Source organism: Micromonospora sp. CA-240977 (assembly GCF_050942285.1).
Lineage (GTDB): Bacteria > Actinomycetota > Actinomycetes > Mycobacteriales > Micromonosporaceae > Micromonospora.
Genome location: NZ_CP192055.1, coordinates 6990706 through 7012122 on the forward strand (window position 1 = coordinate 6990706; position 21417 = coordinate 7012122).

The window sequence follows — 21417 nt, forward strand, 5'->3', positions numbered from 1 at the left end:
ATACGGTGACGGAATGAGCAGCGCGGAGCCGACCAGCGACCAGGTGACCCGGACCGACCGACTGGCACCGGCGGAGATCGGCGAGATACTGGCCCTCGCCAGCCTCGCGGGCGACACCGACGGCGCGGATCCGCTGGACGAGCACGTCCTGCTCCGCCTCCGCGACCCGGACGCCCCGGCGCTGCACCTGATCGCCCGCGCCGACGACGGCACCCTCACCGGGTACGCGCACCTGGACACCACCGACCCGGTCGGCGGGATCGGGGTCGAGCTGGTGGTGCACCCCGCGTACCGGCGGCGGGGCACCGGTCGCGCGCTGGCCCGGGGCGTGCTCGCCTCGGCCACCGGGCCGCTGCGGGCGTGGGCGCACGGCGACCACCCGTCGGCCGCGGCGCTCGGCGTCGATCTCGGGTTCACCCGGGCGCGGGTGCTCTGGCAGTTGCGCCGGCCCCTGGCCGCCCCGCTGGGCGAGCCGCGCCTGCCCGACGGGGTGGCGCTGCGCGCGTTCCGGCCCGGGGCGGACGACTCGGCCTGGCTGACCCTCAACTCACGCGCCTTCGCCGAGCACCCCGAGCAGGGGCGGTGGACCTCGGACGACCTGCGCGTCCGCCTCGCCGAGCCATGGTTCGACCCGGCCGGTTTCCTGCTCGCCGAGGAGACCGCAACCGGTCGACTGCTCGGCTTCCACTGGACCAAGGTGCACGAGCGCCCGGGGTCGGCCCGGATCGGCGAGGTGTACGTGCTGGGCGTGGAGCCGACCGCGCACGGCGGCGGGCTCGGCCGGGCCCTGACCACGGCCGGGCTGGCGTACCTGCGGGACCGGCGGGGCCTGGACCGGGTGATGCTCTACGTGGACGAGTCGAACGCCGGCGCCGTCGCGCTCTATGAGCGGCTGGGCTTCGCCCGCTGGTCCGCGCACATCAACTACCACCTGGGCTGACCCGCCGGCCGTCGCTCCGGCCGGGTCACCGGTGGATAACGGCCGGGCGTCGGCGGCATAACAGCGAACCGGAAATATCCCCATACTTCCGACAGGTGCATCCGGGTTCACTTAGCGGACAACTCACCCTCAGCAAGCGGTCACCTCGACGGCCGTACGTGTTCACCTCGCGTTCATTTGCGACCGGCGAACCGGCTACCTGGCACTTCTAACTTTCGTGTCAGCCGGTCAGTGCCGGTCCTCGGGCCCCGGGATCGGGGCGCCAAGTCAGACGCGAAGGGAAACCCCTCAGGTGAAGCTCCAGCGGTACGGCACTATTGCCTGCCTCGCTCTTGCCGCGACGCTCGGCCTCAGTGCATGCGGCTCGGACAACAACGAGCCCGCCTCCGGCGCAAGCGCTCCGGGCTCGGCCGCCGCGGTCGACTGCGCTACCGGCACGCTGAACGCCCAGGGCTCGTCGGCACAGAAGAACGCCATGGCCGAGTGGATCAAGGCGTACCAGCAGAAGTGCCAGGGCACCACGATCAACTACGAGGCTTCCGGCTCGGGCGCCGGCATCCAGGCGTTCATCGCCGGGACCGCCGACTTCGCCGGCTCCGACTCCGCGCTCAAGCCGGAGGAGCAGCCGCAGGCCGACGCCAAGTGCGTCGGTGGCAAGGCCATCCACCTGCCGATGGTGATCGGCCCGGTCGCCGTCGCCTACAACGTCAGCGGCGTGGACAACCTCCAGCTCAAGCCGGCCACCCTGGCGAAGATCTTCGCCGGCAAGGTCACCAAGTGGGACGACGCCACGATCAAGGCCGACAACCCGGAGGCCAAGCTCCCGGCGACCACGATCCAGACCGTCCACCGCTCGGACGAGTCGGGCACCACCGACAACTTCACCAAGTACCTCTCGAAGACCGCCGAGAGCGACTGGACCCTGGGCAACGCCAAGGCGTGGAAGGCCCCGGGCGGCACCGGCGCCAAGGGCTCGGACGGCGTGGCCAGCCGGGTCAAGGGCGCTGACGGCTCCATCGGCTACATGGAGTGGTCGTTCGCCGAGAACGCCGGTCTGAAGATGTCGAAGATCGGCAACGGCAGCGGCGAGTTCGCCGCGCTGACCGCCGAGGCGGCTGGCAAGACCATCGCCGGCGCTGCCATCGAGGGTCAGGGCGACGACCTCAAGCTGAAGATCGACTACAACACCAAGGAGGCCGGGGCGTACCCGATCGTCCTGGCGACGTACGAGATCGTCTGCAGCAAGGGTCTCCCGGCCGACAAGCTGCCGCTGGTCAAGGGCCTGCTGGGCTACGCCGCCAGCGCCGAGGGCCAGGCTGCCATGACGGAGCTGGGCTACGCCCCGCTGCCGGAGACGGTCCGCACCAAGGTCGAGACCGCGGTCAAGAACCTCTCCTGACCCGATTCCACACCTCCGCAACCGAATCGAGCGAGCAGATGGGTGAAACCCCTCACCGCTCGGCCGACGCCGGCACCGGCGGGACGCGCGTGACCCAGAGTCACGAGTGGCCCGCCGGTGCCTCGGCGCGTGTGGCCGAGGCACCAGTCAGCACCCGTTCCCCGGGCGGCACCGGGCTGGGCGGCGGCGGCGCGCTGCCGCGCAGCCGCAAGTTCGGCGCCGAGCGGGCCTTCCGCGGTCTCACTCTGGCCGCCGGCACCGCCGTTCTGGTCATCATCGCCGCCATCGCGATCTTCCTGGTCGCCAAGGCGGTGCCGGCCCTACGCGCCAACACCGAGAACTTCTGGTCCTACGAGGGCTGGTCCCCCAACGAGACACAGCCGAAGTTCGGCATCGGCGCGCTCGCCTTCGGCACCGTGCTCAGCTCGGCGCTCGCGCTGCTCATCGCGGTGCCGGTGGCACTCGGCATCGCGCTCTACCTGTCGCACTACGCGCCGCGCCGGCTGGGCACCGCGCTCGGCTTCCTTGTCGACCTGCTGGCCGCCGTGCCGAGCGTGGTCTTCGGGCTGTGGGGGCGGGACGTCTTCAGCAGCCCGGTCCGGGACTTCTCCGTCTGGCTGAACCAGCACTTCGGCTGGATCCCGCTCTTCGGTGGCGACGGCCCCTTCGGGGCGTCCGTCATGCTGGGCGCCCTGGTGCTCGCGATCATGGTGTTGCCGATCATCACCTCGCTCTCCCGCGAGGTGTTCCTCCAGACGCCCACCGCGAACGAGGAGGCCGCCCTCGCCCTGGGCGCCACCCGCTGGGAGATGCTCCGCACCGCGGTGCTCCCGTACGGCCGCCCCGGCATCATCGCCGCGATGATGCTCGGCCTCGGCCGGGCCCTCGGCGAGACCATCGCCCTGGCGCTCACCCTCGGCATCACGTTCGGCATCTCGTTCAACCTGATCCAGAACGGCGGCAACACCATCGCCGCCAACATCGCCAACGCGTTCGGCGAGGCGAACGAGACCGGCCGGGGCGCGCTGATCGCCTCCGGCCTGGTGCTGTTCACCATCACGCTGATCGTCAACATCACGGCGCGGGCGATCATCTACCGCCGCCGGGAGTTCACGGAGTCGGCCGCATGACCACAACCGTCACCTCCCACCGCACCCGCCCGCCGGCGCAGCCCACCTCGCTGCGGGCCCGACGGTTGCCCTGGTACGCCGCCCCGGCCATCGCCGTGGCGGCCCTGGCGCTCTCGGCCGCGCTCGTCTACGGCACCGACATCGGCGGCCCGGTCCTCGTGGTCGTCCTCGGCGGGGTGCTCTACCTGACCGGGCTCTTCGTCGCCGCCAACGTCGTCGAGGGGCGTCGGTCGGCCCGCAACCGCACCTGGAGCGCACTGATCCACTCCGCCTTCGTGCTGGCGGTGCTGCCGCTCATCTCGGTGGTCTGGACGCTTGTCAGCAAGGGCAGCGAGCGGCTGGACGGCAACTTCTTCCAGACCTCGATGAACAACATCGGGGCCCGGGACGCCAACGGCGGCGCGTACCACGCGATCGTCGGCACGCTGGAGCAGGTCGGCATCGCCACCCTGATCACCGTGCCGCTCGGCATCCTCTGCGCGATCTACATCGTCGAGTACGGCCGGGGCAAGTTCGCCTTCGCGATCCGGTTCTTCGTGGACGTGATGACCGGCATCCCGTCGATCGTCTCCGGCCTCTTCGTGCTGGCGTTCTGGGTGCTGATCGTGTCGCCGTGGTTCAACGACGGCCGGCCCAGCTTCTCCGGCTTCGCCGCCGCGCTCGCGCTGAGCGTGCTCATGCTGCCCACCATCGTCCGGTCCACCGAGGAGATGCTCCGCCTCGTCCCGGCGCCACTGCGCGAGGGCGCCTACGCGCTCGGCGTACCCAAGTGGAAGACCATCCTGCGGGTGGTCCTGCCGACGGCGCTGCCCGGCATCGTCACCGGCGTCATGCTCGCCATCGCCCGGGCGGCCGGCGAGACCGCGCCGGTGCTGCTTGTCGCCGGCGGCGGCGCCGCGATCAACACCAACCCCTTCGAGAACAACCAGTCGTCGCTGTCCCTCTTCGTCTACCAGCAGGCCGGTGACGCGTCGAAGTACGCACCGGCACGGGCGTGGACCGCGGCACTCACCCTGGTCGCCCTCGTGCTCATCCTGACGATCGCGGCGAAGTTGCTGGCCCGTCGCAACAGGCTCAGCCGATGAACCCCGGAGGTACCACCATGGCCAAGCGCGTCTCCGCCTCGAACGTCACCGCGTACTACGGCGGCTTCAAGGCGATCGAGAACATCAACCTGACTGTCGAGCCGAAGACGGTCACCGCCCTGATCGGGCCGTCCGGTTGCGGCAAGTCGACGTTCCTGCGGTCGATCAACCGGATGCACGAGGTGCTGCCGGGGGCTCGGGTCGAGGGCAGCCTGACCATCGACGACCAGGACATCTACGACCGGGACGTGGACGTCACAGCGGTCCGGCGCACCATCGGCATGGTCTTCCAGCGGCCGAACCCGTTCCCCACGATGAGCATCTTCGAGAACGTCGTGGCCGGGCTGAAGCTCAACGGCGTCCGGAAGAAGTCGATCCTGGAGGACGCGGCCGAGAAGGCGCTGCGCTCGGCGAACCTGTGGGACGAGGTGAAGGACCGGCTGGGCAAGCCCGGCGCGGGCCTCTCCGGCGGTCAGCAGCAGCGGCTCTGCATCGCCCGGACCATCGCGGTCGAGCCGCAGGTCGTCCTGATGGACGAGCCGTGCTCGGCCCTGGACCCGATCTCCACGCTGGCGATCGAGGACCTGATGTTCCAGCTCAAGGACAAGTTCACGATCATCATCGTGACGCACAACATGCAGCAGGCCGCGCGGGTGTCGGACCGGACCGCCTTCTTCTCGATCGAGAAGACCGGCGACCCGGGCCGGCTGATCGAGTACGACAACACCCAGAAGATCTTCAGCAACCCGAGCGTGAAGAAGACCGAGGACTACATCACCGGCCGCTTCGGCTGAGCCGACCCCGCCCGGTCACCGGCGCCCCGCCCTCCCGGCGTGGGCGCCGGTGCCGTTTCCGGGTTCGTCCGCCCCGGTCGCGGCGGGTGGCTCAGCCGAGCACGAAGCGGGGCTCGCCGTCGGCCGGGAGGTCCAGGCGCGGAGTGATGGGGGTGGCGGCGTCCCGATGAGCCGCCGCGCGGGCCACGCCGGCCAGGTCGCCGGCCGCCGCCACCTGGGCCAGCGTGACAAGGGTCGGCGGCAGCATGGTCAGCTCGCCCGCCTGGGCCCGGGTCAGTGCGTCCGCCGGCCGGATCCACAGCGTGTGGTCGGCCTCGCCGGAGACGTCGCGGGTCCGCTGCCCCGCCGGCAGCAGGGCGACGAAGAAGTACGTGTCGAAGCGGCGCGGCTCGAACTCCGGGGTGATCCACCGGCTCCACGGCAGCAGCAGGTCCGACCGCAGGGTGAGCCGACGGTCGGCGAGCAGGGCCGCGAAGCCCAGCCGACGCCCCTCCAGGTCCTGCCGGGCGGCCTCCCAGTCGTCGCCGCTGACGTCGCCGACAACGGTCTCCCGGTTCGGGCCGGCGAGCAGCACCCCGGCCTCCTCGAAGACCTCCCGCGCGGCGGCGCAGACCACCGCCTGGGCGGCCTCCGGGGCGACCCCGAGCCGGCCCGCCCACTCCGTCGGGGCCGGCCCCGCCCAGTCCAGGTGTGCCTCCGAGTCGGAGCGGTCCACCCCGCCGCCGGGGAAGGCGTACATCCCGCCGAAGGTCATAGCGGCGACCCGGCGGATGACGTACACCTCGAAGTCGGTGTCGGTCGGACGCAGCAGCAACACGGTGGCCGCGACCCGCGGCGTGGCCGGGATGCCACCCTCGGCCTGGAACCGGCGGGCGTGCTCGACCAGGGCGGCCGGTGCGGCGAAGCCGGCACTGTCGATCGTCATGCCCGCGAGCCTAGTTCCCGACATCGCGCTCGCCGGCTGCCCGGCCAGTCGGGCAGCCGAGCTGGGCGGGCGGCGGAGGGTTCACCTGGCTCGGCTAGCGTTCCGGCATGACTCGTTGGGGCATCCTCGCCACTGGCCACATCGCCAGCCGTTTCGCCGAAGACCTCCGGCTGGTGCCGGACGCCGAGCTGGTCGCGGTCGGCTCCCGCGCCGTCGAGAGCGCGCGGCGCTTCGCCGACACCCACGGCGCGAAGCGCGCGTACGGCTCCTGGGTCGAGCTGGCCGCCGACCCGGAGATCGACGCGATCTACGTGGCGACGCCGCACTCCGCGCACTACGAGGCGGCGATGACCTGCCTGACCGCCGGGCGCGCGGTGCTGCTGGAGAAGCCGTTCACCCTCGACCTGGCCACCAGCACCGAACTGGTGGACACCGCACGCGCCGCCGGGGTCTTCCTGATGGAGGCCATGTGGATGCGGCTGAATCCGATGATCCTGCGGGTGGTCGAGCTGATCTCGGAGGGGGCGATCGGCACGGTGAGCGGCGTCCGAGCGGACTTCGGGGTGGCCGGGCCGTTCCCGCCGGACCACCGGATGCGCGACGCGGCGCTGGGCGGGGGCGCCCTGCTGGACCTGGGGATCTACCCGATCAGCCTGGCCCACCTGCTGCTCGGCGTGCCGCAGCACATCCGGTCCTGGGCACAGCTCGGCCCGGAGGGGACGGACGAGAACACCGGCATGCTGTTCGGCTACGACACCGGAGCGCTGGCGACCCTGAGCTGCGGCATTGTCGGGTTGAGCGGGCAGACCGCCTCGATCACCGGCAGCACGGGCCGGATCGACCTGCCGGAGCCGTTCTTCCGGCCGGGTTCGTTCACGGTGCACCGGGCCGGCGCGGAGCCGGAGACGATCGTCGCCGACGAGGCGGGCAACGGCTACCAGTACGAGGCGATCGAGGTGCAGCGCTGCCTGGCGGCCGGGCTGACCGAGAGCCCGATCGTGCCGCACGCGGTCACCCTCGAGGTGATGGCGCTGCTGGACTCGGTGCGGGAGCAGATCGGCGTGCGGTACGAGTGAGACGAACGGCCCCGGTCGCGGTGACCGGGGCCGTCCAGGTGCCGGGTCCGGTCAGCCGAAGAGCGGCCGGACCAGCAGGTAGGTGACGCAGGCGATGAGCGCTGCGGCCGGGAACGTGATGATCCAGGCGAGCACGATGTTGCCGGCCACGTTCCAGCGGACCGCGGAGAGCCGCTTGGTCGCGCCCACCCCCATGATCGCCGAGGTGATGGTGTGGGTGGTGGAGATCGGAGCCTTCAGCACCAGGGCGTTGAAGTAGAGCACCGCGCTGGCGACCGTCTCGGCGGCGAAGCCCTCCGGCGGCCCCAGGTCGATGATCTTACGACCGAGGGTGCGGATGATGCGCCAACCGCCGGCGTACGTGCCCAGCGCCAGCATCGTCGCCGAGGTCCAGAACACCCAGCCCGGGATGTGCGTCTTGCTCTCCTGGAAACCACCGGTGTAGAGCGCCAGCACCACGATGCCCATGGTCTTGGCGGCGTCCTGCATGCCGTGGCCGACCGACATGGCCGCCGCCGAAACGGTCTGCGCGTGGCGGAAGCCCCGGTTGAGCTTGCCCGGCTGGCCCTTCCGGAACAGCCAGAGGATGGCCAGCATCAGCAGGTAGCCGAGGGTCAGGCCGACGATCGGCGAGAGCACCATCGGCAACAGCACCTTCTCGCCGATGTTGCCCCACTGCACGACGCCGCCGGTGGACAGCAGGGTCGCGCCGACCAGGCCACCGAAGAGCGCGTGCGAGGACGACGAGGGCAGACCGAAGTACCAGGTGATCAGGTTCCAGGCGATCGCGCCGAGCACCCCGGCGAAGACCACGCCGAGGCTGTTCACGCCGGTGGGGAGGGTGACCAGGCCGTCGCCGACGGTCTTGGCGACCCCGGCGCCGAAGTGTGCGCCGATGAAGTTGCCGACCGCGGCGAGGCCCAGGGCGATCCGGGGGGTCAGCGCGCGGGTGGAGACGCTTGTCGCGATCGCGTTTGCGGCGTCGTGGAAGCCGTTGGTGTAGTCGAACGCCAGGGCCACCGCGATCACCGCCAGGACGGCGATGAGTTCGGGAGTCACCGGTTCAGGACTCCTTGACCGCGATGGTCTCGACAGTGTTGGCGACGTGCTCGAAGGCGTCGCAGGCGGCCTCCAACTCGTCGGCCACCTCCTTCATCTTCAGCACCGTCAACGCGTCGTACTCACCCGAGAAGAGGCGGACGAGCAGCTGCCTGTTGATCCGGTCGCCCTCGTTCTCCAACCGGTTGCACTCGATCCAGTAGTCCTCGAGATCCTTCATCGACTTCAGCCGCGGCATCGCGTCGGCGGTCAGCTTGGCCTGCTGGTCGAGTACGTTGACCATCTCGTGCAACTCGCGGGGCAGCGCCGGCAGCTCGGTCAGCCCGTACAGGTAGAGCAGGTCGCCGACCGCTTCCAGGTGGTCCATGACGTCGTCGAGCAGCGAGCCGAGCCGGTAGATGTCCTCCCTGTCGAACGGCGTGATGAAGGTCGAGTTGATCTTCTTGTACAGGTCGTGGGTGATCTGGTCGCTGTCGTGCTCGACCTCGGTCAGCCGCTCGCTGACGGACTGCACGTCCACGCCGGGCAGGGCCAGCTCGTTGAGCAGCGCGGTACCCCGGACCAGGTTCTGCGCGGCCCTGGTGAAGAGCTCGTAGAAGGCGCCCTCGGTGGGGCGGAAGGAAAACTTCACAGCACAGACCTCGTCGCGTCGGTGGAAGGGTGGCGGCGCCCCGTCGGGCACCCGCTCGGTGAATGCTAGGAAACGACAGAACCGCGAATTCGACGGCCCACCCCTGGTCAGGCGTCATTCACCGGTCGTTCATCTGCTGTTCATCTCGACCGTCCCACGCGCACCCACTCCCCCAGCGACCAACCGCTCCCGCTCCCGTTCGACATCGAAATCCGCAGCCGGATACCCCAGGTCGAGGGTGTCGAACGTCTCACGCAGCAGATGCGCCACCGCCCAGTCCCGGTACCACTTGCGGTCCGCCGGCACCACGAACCAGGGCGCGGCGTCCGTGCCGCACCGGCTGAGCGCCTCGGCGTACGCGGCCTGGTAGTCGTCCCAGTGCGCCCGGGAGTCGACGTCGGAGGGGTTGTACTTCCAGTGCTTGTGCGGGTCGCTGAGCCGTTCCAGCAGGCGCTTGCCCTGCTCGGCGTACGAGATGTGCAGCATCACCTTGAGCACCGTCGTCCGCCCCTCGGTCAGCTCCCGCTCGAACGAGTTGATCTCGTCATAGCGGGCCCGCCAGGTCGCCTCCGGCACCAGCGAGCCGACCCGGGCGATCAACACGTCCTCGTAGTGCGAACGGTTGAACACCCCCACGTACCCCGGCGGCGGCAACTGCCGACGGATCCGCCACAGGAAGTCGTGCCGCAACTCCTGGCTGGTCGGCGGCCCGAACGAGCGGATGTGCAGGCCCAGCGGGTTCATCGCGCCGGCCACCCGTTTGATCGTGCCGTCCTTGCCACCGCAGTCCATCGCCTGGAGCACAAGCAACACCCGGCGGGCCGGCCGCTCCGACCCGGTCTTGGCCGTCGCGTACAGCATCTCCTGCTGCCGGCCCAGCTCGCCGCCGACAAGCTCCACCTGCTCCCGCGCCCAGGCCTTGCGGTGCTCACCGCGCCCCGCCGCGCTCGGCACGCCGGGCGTGGACCGCGGGTCGACCGCGCCCAGATCCACAGGTGCGGTGACCCGCAACAACTCCCGCACGGAACCGCCGTCCGGTGCCACGATCTGCCCTTGCTGGGGTGCGCTCATCCACGGATCATCGCCCACTCGCAGGCGATCCGCCCGCCGAGGCCCACCCACCCCACCCCCGGTCGGCGCGGCCCGCGGTGCGGACCGGCGTCGGGTGCGGGGCTGCCGGCGCGCCCGGTCGGCGGGAGGATGGACGCCAGACCGGCGCCGACGGGGAGGGTGGTGGGTCGTGCGGGATCTGGCGACGGAGTTCGAGGCCGAGCGGGGGCGGCTGCTCTCGGTGGCCCGCCGGATGCTGGGGAGCCGCAGTGAGGCGGAGGACGCGGTGCAGGAGACCTGGCTGCGCTACGCCGGGGCCCTCGCCGACCCGGGCGCCCGCGCCGAGATCCGCGACCTGTCCGCGTGGCTGACCACCACCTGCGCCCGGATCTGCCTGGACGTGCTCCGCTCGGCGCGGGTCCGCCGGGAGGCGTACCCCGGGCAGTGGCTGCCGGAGCCGGTGGTGAGCCCGCTGGGCGCCGCGACGCCGACGGACGGGTACGCGCCCGACCCGGCCGAGCGGGCGGTCCGCACCGATCAGCTCGGCACGGCGCTGCTCGTCGTGCTGGAGCGGCTCGCGCCAGAGCAGCGGGTCGCGCTCGTGCTGCACGACGTGTTCGCGGTGCCGTTCGCCGGGGTCGCCGACGTGCTGGGCACCACCGAGGTGGCCGCCCGACAGCTCGCCCACCGGGCACGCCGGGCGGTCACCGCGCCGGACGTGCCCCGGCACACAGCGGACCTGGCCGAGCAGCGCCGGGTGCTCGAAGCGTTCGTCGCTGCCACCGAGTCCGGCGACCTGGACCAGCTACTCCAGGTGCTCGCGCCGGACGTGATCTTCGTCGGTGACTCGGGCGGGCACTACCCCTCGGCCCGCCAGCCGGTCGTCGGCGCGGACGCCGTGGGTCGCTTCACGCTCGGCCTGTTCGGCCGGGCCGGCCGCTACGCCGGTCGGGTGCTGGCCCGGCCCGTGCTCGTCGATGGCGCGCTCGGCCTGCAGATGGAGACCGTGCACAGTGACGGGCGGCCGATCCGCCTGGTCACCGTGTTCGCCGTGGACCAGGGCCGGATCACCGCCATCTACAACCAGATCAACCCGGAGAAGCTGGCCGACCTGCCCCCGCTCGGCGACGACGACGGCTGGCCACCGCGCTGGTGAGCTGGCCGTGGGCGTCAGACCACCAGGGCCAACCACTTGCGGTACGAGGTGGCGAACGGCTCGGTGCCGTCGCCGAGCGCGCCGAAGAGTCGCTGGGCCGCGGCCTCGGCCTCGGCCACCACGTCGTCCGGATAGCCGAACCGGGCCCGGTGCTCGGCGAACTCGTCCTCGTCGAGCAGCTCCACCAGGCCGGTGGCGCGACGCCGGACGACGTCCAGGTCCAGGTCGATCAGGTGGACGGTGTCGTCGGACTCCCAGTGGGCCGGGGTGGTGATGTCGCAGTAGACCTCGCTGGTGCGGGGCGGGGGGTTGAACATGGCCGTCCACCAGGCGCGGTGTGGCACCAGCAGAACGAACGGGATCTTCTCCACCGACGGCCGGCCATGGTAGACCGACTCGGTGCCCTGGGGCACGCCGAGCCAGATGCCGAGGTCGTCCTCGGTGAGCCGGCGGGCCGGGTAGTCGCGGTGGGCGCTGCCGTCGTACTTGCGGTAGATCACTCGGACCATGTCGCTCGGCATGATTCGCACCCTAACCGATACTGCCCACCCGTCGTAGCGCGGCGGTAACCGGGCGACGCGACCGCGGGGGCCAGCCTGGCCGGCCGCGCGCCACGCGGCGGATGGGCGCGGCCGGTGTCGGCGGCGGCGGGTACCGTCGCACGGTGACTCCGCCCCGCACCGCCACCGGTTCCGGTACCCCGTCGGCCCGCGCCAAGGGCCGGCGGCGGGGTGCCCGACCCAGTGGCACGGAGTTGCTGGCGGCGGCGGTCGGCGCAGTGCCCGACGGCGCGGAACGCCCCGGCCAGCAGCAGATGACCACGGCGATCGAGGAGTGCGTGGCCGGCGGCGAGCACCTGCTCGTGCAGGCGGGCACCGGCACCGGCAAGTCGCTTGCCTACCTCGCGCCGGCGCTCACCGTGGACGGCCCGGTGGTGGTCTCCACGGCCACCCTGGCGTTGCAGTCGCAGCTTGTCGACCACGACCTGCCCCGACTGGCCGACGCGGTGGAGCCGCTGCTCGGCCGTCGGCCCACCTTCGCGGTGCTCAAGGGCCGCCACCACTACCTCTGCCTCGCCCGACTCGACAACTCCACCGAGGAGGAGCCGGAGGACACCCTCTTCGACGCCCCGGCGGCCCGCCCCGGGGGTGGGACGAAGTGGCTCGGAGAGGCGGGCCGGTTGGGCAAGCAGGTCGAGCGGCTGCGCGCCTGGGCCGAGCGGACCGCCACCGGCGACCGGGACGAGCTGGACCCAGGCGTCGACGACCAGGCCTGGCGGCTGGTGTCGATGCCGGCCCGGGAGTGCGTCGGGGCGACCCGCTGCCCGTTCGGGCAGGAGTGCTTCGCCGAGGCGTCGCGGGCCCGCGCCCGGGAGGCCGACATCGTGGTGACCAACCACAGCCTGCTCGCTGTCGACATGCTCGCCGACCGGCACATCGTGCCGCCGCACAAGCTGCTCATCGTCGACGAGGCGCACGAGCTGGCCGACCGGGTCTCCTCCGCCGCCCAGGCGGAGCTGGTGCCGGAGCTGATCGACCGGACCGCCCGCCGGGCCCGCACGCTGCTGCGGCCGGAGACCGCCGAGGCGCTCACCGCCGCCGGCGACGCCCTCGCGGTCGGGCTGGCCGAGGCGCCGGCCGGGCGCATCACCGCCGGGCTGCCGACGCCCCTGCGGGAGGCGTGCACGCTGCTCGACGCGGCGACCCGCGCCGCCCTGGACGCGATCGGCGACATCAAGTCCGACGACCCCGACCCGGTCCGCAAGCAGCAGGCCAAGGCCGCGCTGGACGAGCTGTCCACCACCGCCCAGCGGCTGCTGGAGGAGGCCGACCACGACGTGGCCTGGGTGGAGAAGAACGACAGCGGCAGCCGCCGGGCACTTGTGGTCGCGCCGCTGTCGGTGGCCGGCACCCTCGCCACCCACCTGTACGACGAGCGCACCGTCGTCGCCACCTCGGCGACCCTGGCGCTGGGTGGCCGGTTCGACACGGTGGCCCGCGCCCTCGGGTTGGACGCGCCGCCGCCCGCCCCGCCGACCCCCGCCGCGGCCGCACTGGCGGCCCGCACCGGCCCGGGTCGCCCGACCGCCGAGGCGCCGGGCCGTCGGCTCGCCGGCGACGCCGCCCCGACCGCCGTCGTACCGGCGACCGAGGGCCCCGGCTGGCGGTCACTCGACGTTGGTTCGCCGTTCGACTACGCCCGGCAGGGCATCCTGTACGTCGCCGCGCACCTGCCCCGCCCCAGCGTCTCCGGGCTGCCCGACGCTGCCGGGGAGGAGCTGCTCGGGCTGGTCGAGGCGCTCGGTGGTCGTACTCTCGGGCTCTTCTCCTCTCGGCGGGCCGCGCAGCAGGCGGCCGAGCTGGTGCGCGCGCGGACCGACCTGCCGGTGCTGTTGCAGGGCGAGGAGGCGCTGCCGCTGCTGGTCCGCCGTTTCCGGGAGGAGCGCGCGAGCTGCCTGTTCGGCGTGATGTCGCTCTGGCAGGGGGTGGACGTGCCGGGTGACGCCTGCCAGCTCGTCGTCATCGACCGGCTGCCCTTTCCGCGCCCGGACGAGCCGTTGGCGGCAGCCCGTGCCGCGGCCGTGGACGCGGGCGGTGGTTCCGGCTTCTCCGCGGTCAGCGTGCCGATCGCGGCGGTGCGACTGGCTCAGGGCGTGGGTCGGCTGATCCGGGCGACCGGCGACCGGGGCGTGGTCGCGGTGCTCGACTCCCGGCTGGAGACGGCCCGGGGCTACGGGCCGTTCCTGCGCCGCTCGCTGCCGCCTTTCTGGTACACGACCCGCCCCGAGGTGGCCCGCGGCGCCCTGCAACGCCTCGCCAAGTCCTGACCGGCGGCGGCGCGGGTCAGGGTGCCTGTGCGGCGACGACCACGGCGTCCGGCGGGGTGTCCGGGACCCTCCGGGCGGCGAGCCGGCGGACGGCAGTGTTCAGCACCGCGATGAGCGGCACGGAGACCAGCGCACCGGTGATGCCGGCCAGGACGACACCGGCGGCGATGCCGATGATCACCGCGAGCGGGTGGAGGGCGACCGCCCGTCCCATGATCAGCGGTTGGAGCACGTGCCCCTCCACCTGCTGCACACCGATCACCACGCCCAGGATGATCAACGCGGTGACCGGGCCGCTGTCGACGAGTGCCACAAGCACCGCCACGCCACCGGAGAGCGCCGCGCCGACGATCGGGATGAACGCGCCGAGGAAGACCAGCGCGGCGAGGGGGAAGGCGAACGGGATGTCGAAGACGACAAGGAAGATGCCGATGCCGACCGCGTCGATGAAGGCGACCAGCACCGTCGCTCGGACGTAGGCGCCGAGCGTGTGCCAGGAGGCCCGGCCGGCGTCGTCGACCTTCCACCGGGCCGCCACCGGCAACAGCCGGACCAGGAAACGCCAGATCCGGTTGCCGTCGCGCAGGAAGAAGAACGTCGCGAACAGCACCAGCAGCGTGCCGGTCAGCACCTCCGCCAGCGTCGCGGCGGTGCTCAGTGCGCCGCTGGTGAACCTCGACGTGTTGTCGTTGATCCAGGCCTGCGCCTCGTCGATGTAGCGGTCGAGCTGGGTGTCGGAGAGGTGCAGCGGACCTGTCTTCAGCCAGTTCTGGATCTGCCGGACACCCTGCGAGGACTTCTCGCTCAGCTCCGGCACACCCCGGATGAACTCGTTCACCACGAGCGTCAGCGTGCCGATCACCGCGGCGAGACCGCCGACAAGCACCACCGCCGTCGCCAGCGACCGGGGCAGTCGCGCCCGCAGCAGCCAGCCCACCGCCGGCGCGAGCAGCGCGGAGAGCAGCAGCGCGACGGCCAGCGGAATGATCACGATTTTGACGGTGCTGACGATCCTGAGCAGGGCCCAGGCGACCACACCGATCACGATCAGCCGCCAGCACCAGGCGGCCGCGATCCGCAGCCCGTGCGGGACGTCGGCGTCGTCCCGGCTGGAGGTCGAGCTGTGCAGGTCCAGCGGAGGTTCCGCGCCGACGACAGTGGCCGTCGGTGGCGCGACCGGACCGGGCACGGCCGGCGACGCCACCCGGGTCGCCTCCGCCGCGTCGCTCAGCGCCTCACCCGACACGCCCTCGTCGGCACGCGCAGGCTCCTGTCGCGCCTGGTAGGCGCGGCGCAGCCGCCCGCGTACCCGCTCGAAGCGGCTCAAGCGCACCTCCTGGCAGTGAAACCGGCCCACCCACGGCGACAGGTCGGACAGCATACGTCCGTTCCCGACACCGTAGGGCAGTTCCGCCACACAATGCCCCGATCACCACCGGCGTAACCACCGGCGGACCTGCCGTCGGCCACACGGTAGCGTCTGCGGCGTGACCGCCGACAATGATCTGGACGCCGGCCTGCCGATCCGTCTGCTGCACGACCGCGTGCTGGTTCGGATGGAGGGCGGCGAGGGCGAGCGCCGCTCCACCGCCGGCATCGTCATCCCGGCGACCGCCCAGGTCGGCAAGCGCCTCGCCTGGGCGACCGCGGTCGGGGTGGGGCCGAACGTGCGCGCCATCGTCTCCGGCGACCGGGTGCTCTTCGACCCGGACGACCGCTCCGAGGTCGAGCTGCACGGCCGCGGATACGTGCTGCTGCGGGAACGCGACGTGCACGCGGTGGCCGCCGAGCGGATCGAGAACGACCCCACCGGCCTCTACCTCTGACGCACCTCCCCCGGCCAGCGGGCCGCGCCGCGCATCGTTTGCCCGGCCGCACGACGGGAAGCCATCCGGCGACCGTGGCCCTGGGGAGGGACGATGCCGGTATTCGTGAAGAAGCTGTTGACCTGGGGCAGTGTCGCGTTCCTGATCTACTTCATGGCCTTCCGGCCGGACGGCGCCGCGCAGATGTTCAGGGCCGTCGGGGGTGCGCTGATCGCCATGTTCCAGGGCTTCGGTGACTTCCTCACCTCCCTGATGACCTGAGGCCGCGGCCGGGGCGCCGGCCGTCAGGGGTGACCCGGCGGCCACGGCGCCGCCGAGCGCATCCCGGGCCAGCCGGGCGGGGCGTAGCCCACCGGAGGCGCTGGCGCGGGGGTCAGCACCACCGGGATCGGCACCACCGGCTCGTCCGGCGCGTCCACCACGCGCTGCGTACCGTCCGGGAAGCGCAGGTGGTAGCGGCTGCCGTCCCAGACCCCCGTCGGGGCCTGCGGGTCCCGACCGACGAAGAACGACCGGTACGCGACGAGAGCGTCCAGCAACTCCCGCTCCTCCCGTGCGGTCCGTTCCTGGTCGGCGGGCTTGCGGTCCAGGCCGCGCAGCGAGCCGTCGCGCAGCAGGGCCAGTCGGGTGGCGGCGGACTGGTAGCCGCGCATCGCCCGCACCCCGGCGTCGCCGGCCACCCGCCGCGCCCAACTGCGGGCCGCGTGCCGCCGGCCGAGGCTGCTCAACGCGGCCACCTCGGGTGGGCTCAGCCAGCCGGCGCGGACGTAGTCCGGCAGGGTCCGCTCGGTGAGCCGCCCCTCCCAGGCGCGCAGCCACACCGCGAAACCCACGGTGCCGAAGAAGACAGGCACCATCAGGCCCAGGAAGCCGTACAGCATGATCAACGCTTGGCCGGTGGCCTGGGTCAGCGTGGGCAGCAGGTTCCACGTGCCGTGCAACATCATCGCCAGCAGCAGGCCGGCGATCGGGGCGAGCACCCGGACCCGCCGGTCGGCCGTCCGCGCCGCGATGCCCAGCCCCACACCGGTCATCGAGGTGAAGAGCGGATGGGCGAACCCGAACAGCAGGATCCGCAGGATGAAGATCGCGATGACCTGGTTGATGCCGGTCACCGGACCGTACCTGTCGGCTCCGGACGCGTAGCCCAGCCCGCCCAGGTAGAGGATGTTCTCCACCATGGCGAACCCGACAGCGGACAGGCCGCAGTAGACCAGGCCGTCGGTGATCCCGGACCACTCACGCCGACGGAACACCAGCAGCAGGATCGGGCCCAGCGCCTTTGTCAACTCCTCGATGAACGGCGCCACCAGCACGCCGGTGAGCGCGTCGGGCAGCCCCCAGTCGGCGAACTGGTTGGCGGCGAAGTCGTTGACCTTGAGTGAGGCGGCGGTGGAGACGAACGCTCCCCAGGCGAAGCAGAAGATCAGATACTGCAATGGCTCCGGTTCGTACCGGTCCAGCCAGAGGAAGCAGGCGACGAGCACCGGCACCGGCAGGACGGCGGCGGCCACCCCGATCAGGAGGGCCTGCACGCCGAGCGTCTGGCCGAGCGTGAAGACCATGAACACCGCGCAGGCGGCGATGAGCAGCACCACCCCGGCCAACGCGACGAAACGCCGCCAGCCCAGCCGGCGCTGCGGCATCCCGGGCGCCCCGCCGACGGACGGGGCCACGGGCGCGGGCGACGACGGCAGGGGCGTACCGGGCGGGGTGTCGGCCATGCGGTCAGCGTAGCCATCCGCCGCCGGCTGGTCCGGTCGCATCGGTTGCCGCTATGCTGCCGGCAGGTCACGAGCGCCAGCGTCAAGCCCCGGCTTGCTGGCCGGCAACCCTCGTCGAGTTCGCGGTGGGGTGCCCCGGGTGATGACCGGGCCCAGCCCGATCGGTGTGCTGGGCAAGCGCGGACCCCGTCCCGATGCCGCACCCGGGGTCCCTGACCCCGGAGGTTCCGGCATGCCCGTCACCCTCGTTCCCTCGCTGCCCGCCCTGCCCACTGTCGCGCCCGCGCCGTCGGCGCCGCTGGACGTCCTCGGCGTGCCGGGTGAGATCAACCTCGACTACGCGGCGAGCGCACCGTGCGCACGGGCCGCCGCCGACGCGGTGGCCGAGCTACTGCCCTGGTACGCCAGCGTGCACCGCGGCGCGGGCGCGCTGTCGCGGCGCTGCACCCTCGCCTACGAGCAGGCCCGGCAGACGGTCGGTGACTTCTTCGGCGTCCGCGCCGACGATCACGTGATCTTCACCCGCAACACCACCGACGCGCTCAACCTGCTGGCGCGGTCGCTGCCGGCCGGCACGACAGTGGTCACCTTCGCGGGCGAGCACCACGCCAACCTGCTGCCCTGGCCGCGCGGCTCGGTGCGACTGCCGGTGCCCGCCGATCCCGCCGGGGCGGTACGCGACCTCGCCGCCGCCCTCACCGAGCTGCGCCGGGGCAGCAGCCCGGCGCTGCCGGTGCTGGTCGCGGTGACCGGTGCGAGCAACGTGACAGGTGAGCGGTGGCCGGTCGCCGAACTGGCCCGGGTGGCGCACCGGCACGGTGCCCGGATCGTGCTCGATGCCGCGCAGCTCGCCCCGCACGCCCCGGTCGACCTGCTCGCGCTCGACGTCGACTACTTGGCCGTGTCCGGCCACAAGCTGTACGCGCCGTTCGGCGCGGGTGTGCTGATCGGCCGGGCGGACTGGCTGGACGCCGCCCCGCCGTACCTGGCCGGTGGGGGCGCCACCAGCCACGTCGGCCCGGCCACCCACGACGTGACCTGGGCGACCGGTCCGGCCCGGCACGAGGGTGGCACCCCGAACCTGCTCGGCGCTGTCGCGCTGGCGGCCGTGTGCGGGGCGCTGGGCGCGGCCGACCGGGTCGCGCTGGCCGCCCGCGAGCAGGCGCTGCTGGCGCGACTGCGGGCCGGCATCGAGGCGCTGCCGCACGTCGTGGAGCTGCGCACCTTCGGCCCGGACGCGCCCCGGGTCGGCATCGTCTCGTTCGTGGTCGCCGGCTGGGACTCCGCCGACGTGGCCGCGCGGCTGGCCACCGGGCACCGGATCGGCGTACGCGACGGGTTGTTCTGTGCCCACCCGCTGGCCCGGCGGCTGCTCGCCGAGGCGGCGGGGCGGACCGGCCGACGGGACCTGCCGCCCACCGCGTTGCGCGCCAGCATCGGCCTGGGCAGCACCGTCGACCAGGTGGACCGGCTCCTCACGGCGCTCGCCGAGCTGGGCTGAGGCGCGCGGCAGCGGTCAGCCGACGGGCGGGGCGGTCGGCGGTTTCGGCGGCTCGCCCGGCTCGGCCGGCTCACCCATCGGCCGCTCCTGCTCCCCGAAGGCGGTGCGGATCCACCGGTTCGCCTCCTCCTGGTCGATCCCGGACGCCACCAGCAGGTCACTGGCGGTGGTCCGGATCTGGGCGACGACCACGCTGCCGGAGAAACCGACGCCGGCCCCGTACGCCCGACCGGCCTCGCTGACCGCCCGCAGTGACCGCTCCCGGGCCTTCTCCGGTTCCTCGCCAACGGCGAACTCGTGCTTGAGCAGCCGGACCGACTCGGCGAGGTGGCCGATCGCGTCCGGCATCGGATCCGGCACCGGCTCCTCGTCCTCGATCAAGGTGACGGACCGGCGGATCAACGTGCCGGAGTTGCGCATCGCCCGGTCGATCGGGTCGGCCGCCTCGGCGTAGTGGATCAGCTCGCTGCGGCGGTGCCAGCGGGCCGGGGAGAGGGTGGCGGTCTCCTTCGCCCCCTCGATCGCCTCGGACAACGTGGCCAGTTCCTCCTTGTTGTTGCGCAGTCGGTCCAGGGCGCGCTGGACGCTGGCGCGGTCTCGGCTGCGCAACCCGTCGGCGGTGACGTCGAGCTGGGCGGCGAGCAGGTCCAGCGCCGGCCGGGCGGCCCGGTTGATCACCCGGAGCGGGTTGAGCGGCAGCAGCACGGCGGTCACCAGGAGCGCGATGCCGCCGCCGAGGAAGGCGTCGACGAAGCGTGGGATCTCCAGATTCTGGGTGGACGGGCTCAGCGTCACGATCAGCACCGCCGTGGCCGCGGCCTGGATGACGATGGCGACGCTCGCCCCGGCGAAGATCGTGAACAGGATCGCGACGGTGACCACCAGGCCGAGCTGCCAGGCCCCGGTGCCGAGCAGGTAGATCAGGAAGTCGCCGATGGCCACCCCGATCCCGACCCCGACGATCAGCTCCACGGTGCGCCGGAACCGCTGACCGACCGACGCGGCGAGGGTGCCGACCGCGGAGATCGGCGCGAAGACCGGTTGCGGGTTGCCGAGCACCTTGTGCGAGATCAGGTACGCCAGCCCGGCGGCCAGCCCCGCCTGCAAGGCCAGGCCGCCGGCCATCCGCACCCGGTGCAGCCGGTCGTGCAGGGTGGCCCGGCCGCGATGGCGCAGTTGCTCGGTGGCCTCGGCGATGCGTGCGCCGTCGACGTCCACCAGCCCATCGCGCAGCGCGGTACGTCGCACCATTGGTGGTCGCTTGTCCCGGGCCACGGCCATGGGCGCGACTACCCGGGACGGGCGGGCTGAATCCTTCCGCGTCGCGCGCCGTGGCCGGATGCGGCAGACTCGGCCGGTGGTCGATCTGCTGGAGCGGTGGCGGGCGGCAGCCCAGGGTGCTGGTGCGCAGCCGGGCGCGGGGTGGACCCGGGCCGGCGAGCGGTTGCTCGACCGGTGGCGGGAGCCGCACCGGCACTATCACACGGTGGCCCACCTGACGGCGGTGCTCGACGTGGTGGACGAGCACGCCGGGCTGGCCGACCGGGCCGACCTGGTCCGGCTGGCGGCCTGGTGGCACGACGCGGTCTACGACCCGCGGGCCGCCGGCGACGCCAACGAACAGGACAGCGCCGCGCTGGCCGAGCGCGTGCTCCGCGGGCTCGGGGTGCCGGTGCCCGCGGCGGCGGAGGTACGCCGACTCGTGCTGCTCACCGCCGGGCACGCGGTGGGTCCGGACGACCGGGACGGCGCCCTGCTCTGCGACGCGGACCTCGCCGTGCTGGCCGCGCCCCCGGCGGCGTACGACAGGTACGCGACGGCGATCCGCCGGGAGTACGCGCACGTGCCGGAGCCGGCCTTCCGGGGCGGGCGGGCGGCGGTGCTGGGCGGCCTGCTGGCGCTGCCCGCGCTGTTCCGGCTGCCGCCGCTGGCGGCCCGTTGGGAGGAGCCCGCCCGGAGCAACGTGCGTCGCGAGCTGGCCACCCTCACCGCCGCGCTGCCGCCGTCGGGCGCGGGCTGACCAGGTGCTTCGGGCGGCGCAGACCGGCGGCGCGGAGCAACCGGACCAGCTCCCGGCTCGGCACCACCTGGGCGCCGAGCCAGACCGCCGCCGCGAACCGGTCGGCGGGGATGTCGTAGTGGTCCCGGTCGAAGCCGCGCCGGGGCGCGCCGAGTGCCTCGGCGAAGGCGTGTAGCTCGGCGTACGAGACGTCGCTGATCAGGTGTGACCAGAGCCGACCGCGCCACGGCCAGGCCGGCCGGTCCAGATAGAGCATGACGTCCAAACTATCCCG

General features: G+C 72.6%; 20 protein-coding genes, 1 pseudogene and 1 riboswitch. Of the genes and pseudogenes, 12 read left to right on the forward strand and 9 right to left on the reverse strand.

Features of this window, described 5'->3' with window-relative positions:
* Window positions 1-13: 13 nt before the first annotated feature.
* The 5 genes from mshD (at window position 14) to pstB (ending at window position 5348) form a co-directional block, all read left to right on the forward strand.
* The gene (gene mshD, locus ACQPWW_RS31830) at window positions 14-940 is read left to right on the forward strand and encodes a mycothiol synthase (protein ID WP_433127508.1); all 927 of its coding nucleotides are present in this window, start codon (window positions 14-16) and stop codon (window positions 938-940) included.
* Between the two features lie 292 nt (window positions 941-1232).
* Window positions 1233-2339, forward strand: a complete 1107-nt coding sequence (gene pstS / locus ACQPWW_RS31835; RefSeq protein ID WP_433127509.1) for a phosphate ABC transporter substrate-binding protein PstS — start codon at window positions 1233-1235, stop codon at window positions 2337-2339.
* Between the two features lie 38 nt (window positions 2340-2377).
* Entirely contained in the window at window positions 2378-3469 is a 1092-nt protein-coding gene (gene pstC, locus ACQPWW_RS31840) for a phosphate ABC transporter permease subunit PstC (RefSeq protein ID WP_433127510.1), read from the forward strand.
* Window positions 3466-4554 carry a phosphate ABC transporter permease PstA gene (pstA, locus tag ACQPWW_RS31845; protein WP_433127511.1) on the forward strand — a complete coding sequence of 363 codons (1089 nt, stop codon included), beginning with the start codon at window positions 3466-3468 and terminating at the stop codon, window positions 4552-4554. The genes pstC and pstA overlap by 4 nt, the downstream gene beginning before the upstream one ends.
* A gap of 17 nt (window positions 4555-4571) precedes the next feature.
* The gene (gene pstB / locus ACQPWW_RS31850) at window positions 4572-5348 is read left to right on the forward strand and encodes a phosphate ABC transporter ATP-binding protein PstB (protein ID WP_099848932.1); all 777 of its coding nucleotides are present in this window, start codon (window positions 4572-4574) and stop codon (window positions 5346-5348) included.
* A 91-nt stretch (window positions 5349-5439) separates the two neighbouring features.
* On the opposite strand, the gene ACQPWW_RS31855 is transcribed toward pstB, so the two are convergent.
* Complete coding sequence (locus ACQPWW_RS31855) at window positions 5440-6273, reverse strand: NUDIX hydrolase (protein ID WP_433127512.1); 834 nt, start codon at window positions 6271-6273, stop codon at window positions 5440-5442.
* A 107-nt stretch (window positions 6274-6380) separates the two neighbouring features.
* On the opposite strand from ACQPWW_RS31855, the gene ACQPWW_RS31860 reads away from it, so the two are divergent.
* Complete coding sequence (locus tag ACQPWW_RS31860; protein WP_433127513.1) at window positions 6381-7349, forward strand: Gfo/Idh/MocA family protein; 969 nt, start codon at window positions 6381-6383, stop codon at window positions 7347-7349.
* 51 nt (window positions 7350-7400) lie between these two features.
* On the opposite strand, the gene ACQPWW_RS31865 is transcribed toward ACQPWW_RS31860, so the two are convergent.
* From ACQPWW_RS31865 to ACQPWW_RS31875, 3 genes are all read right to left on the reverse strand, one after another.
* Window positions 7401-8408: an anion permease gene (locus ACQPWW_RS31865; RefSeq protein WP_433127514.1), complete on the reverse strand. Its 1008-nt coding sequence runs from the start codon at window positions 8406-8408 to the stop codon at window positions 7401-7403.
* Window positions 8409-8412: 4 nt separating this feature from the next.
* Complete coding sequence (locus ACQPWW_RS31870) at window positions 8413-9039, reverse strand: DUF47 domain-containing protein (protein ID WP_053655020.1); 627 nt, start codon at window positions 9037-9039, stop codon at window positions 8413-8415.
* 129 nt (window positions 9040-9168) lie between these two features.
* Entirely contained in the window at window positions 9169-10110 is a 942-nt protein-coding gene (locus ACQPWW_RS31875; RefSeq protein WP_433127515.1) for a PPK2 family polyphosphate kinase, read from the reverse strand.
* 169 nt (window positions 10111-10279) lie between these two features.
* Here ACQPWW_RS31875 and sigJ point away from each other — a divergent pair, with 169 nt between their 5' ends.
* Window positions 10280-11245 (forward strand): RNA polymerase sigma factor SigJ, encoded by a 966-nt coding sequence (sigJ, locus tag ACQPWW_RS31880; protein ID WP_433127516.1) that lies wholly within the window; start codon window positions 10280-10282, stop codon window positions 11243-11245.
* A gap of 14 nt (window positions 11246-11259) precedes the next feature.
* On the opposite strand, the gene ACQPWW_RS31885 is transcribed toward sigJ, so the two are convergent.
* On the reverse strand, window positions 11260-11766 hold the full coding sequence (locus ACQPWW_RS31885; RefSeq protein ID WP_357808056.1) for a DUF402 domain-containing protein: 507 nt from the start codon (window positions 11764-11766) through the stop codon (window positions 11260-11262).
* Between the two features lie 104 nt (window positions 11767-11870).
* Between ACQPWW_RS31885 and ACQPWW_RS31890 the strand changes: the two are divergent.
* Window positions 11871-14072 (forward strand): annotated as a pseudogene (locus ACQPWW_RS31890) (ATP-dependent DNA helicase); the annotation flags it as partial.
* Window positions 14073-14088: 16 nt separating this feature from the next.
* Here ACQPWW_RS31890 and ACQPWW_RS31895 read toward each other — a convergent pair.
* Window positions 14089-15453, reverse strand: coding sequence for an AI-2E family transporter (locus ACQPWW_RS31895; RefSeq protein ID WP_433127517.1), 1365 nt, complete (start codon window positions 15451-15453; stop codon window positions 14089-14091).
* Between the two features lie 106 nt (window positions 15454-15559).
* Here ACQPWW_RS31895 and ACQPWW_RS31900 point away from each other — a divergent pair, with 106 nt between their 5' ends.
* Together ACQPWW_RS31900 and ACQPWW_RS31905 are read left to right on the forward strand one after the other, a co-directional pair.
* Complete coding sequence (locus ACQPWW_RS31900; protein ID WP_357808065.1) at window positions 15560-15898, forward strand: GroES family chaperonin; 339 nt, start codon at window positions 15560-15562, stop codon at window positions 15896-15898.
* 93 nt (window positions 15899-15991) lie between these two features.
* Window positions 15992-16159: a hypothetical protein gene (locus tag ACQPWW_RS31905; RefSeq protein WP_433127518.1), complete on the forward strand. Its 168-nt coding sequence runs from the start codon at window positions 15992-15994 to the stop codon at window positions 16157-16159.
* 23 nt (window positions 16160-16182) lie between these two features.
* Here ACQPWW_RS31905 and ACQPWW_RS31910 read toward each other — a convergent pair whose 3' ends face one another.
* A complete protein-coding gene (locus ACQPWW_RS31910; protein WP_433127519.1) occupies window positions 16183-17664 on the reverse strand; it encodes a PrsW family intramembrane metalloprotease in 1482 nt (493 codons plus the stop codon).
* 23 nt (window positions 17665-17687) lie between these two features.
* Window positions 17688-17808: riboswitch (SAM riboswitch) on the forward strand.
* 46 nt (window positions 17809-17854) lie between these two features.
* Between ACQPWW_RS31910 and ACQPWW_RS31915 the strand changes: the two genes are divergently transcribed.
* Window positions 17855-19123, forward strand: a complete 1269-nt coding sequence (locus ACQPWW_RS31915; protein ID WP_433127520.1) for an aminotransferase class V-fold PLP-dependent enzyme — start codon at window positions 17855-17857, stop codon at window positions 19121-19123.
* A 15-nt stretch (window positions 19124-19138) separates the two neighbouring features.
* On the opposite strand, the gene ACQPWW_RS31920 is transcribed toward ACQPWW_RS31915, so the two are convergent.
* Window positions 19139-20374 carry an FUSC family protein gene (locus ACQPWW_RS31920; RefSeq protein ID WP_433127521.1) on the reverse strand — a complete coding sequence of 412 codons (1236 nt, stop codon included), beginning with the start codon at window positions 20372-20374 and terminating at the stop codon, window positions 19139-19141.
* Window positions 20375-20480: 106 nt separating this feature from the next.
* Here ACQPWW_RS31920 and ACQPWW_RS31925 point away from each other — a divergent pair, with 106 nt between their 5' ends.
* Window positions 20481-21143 carry an HD domain-containing protein gene (locus ACQPWW_RS31925; protein ID WP_433127522.1) on the forward strand — a complete coding sequence of 221 codons (663 nt, stop codon included), beginning with the start codon at window positions 20481-20483 and terminating at the stop codon, window positions 21141-21143.
* Here ACQPWW_RS31925 and ACQPWW_RS31930 read toward each other — a convergent pair.
* Entirely contained in the window at window positions 21109-21399 is a 291-nt protein-coding gene (locus ACQPWW_RS31930; protein ID WP_433127523.1) for a DUF4031 domain-containing protein, read from the reverse strand. The genes ACQPWW_RS31925 and ACQPWW_RS31930 overlap by 35 nt on opposite strands.
* Window positions 21400-21417: the final 18 nt, after the last annotated feature.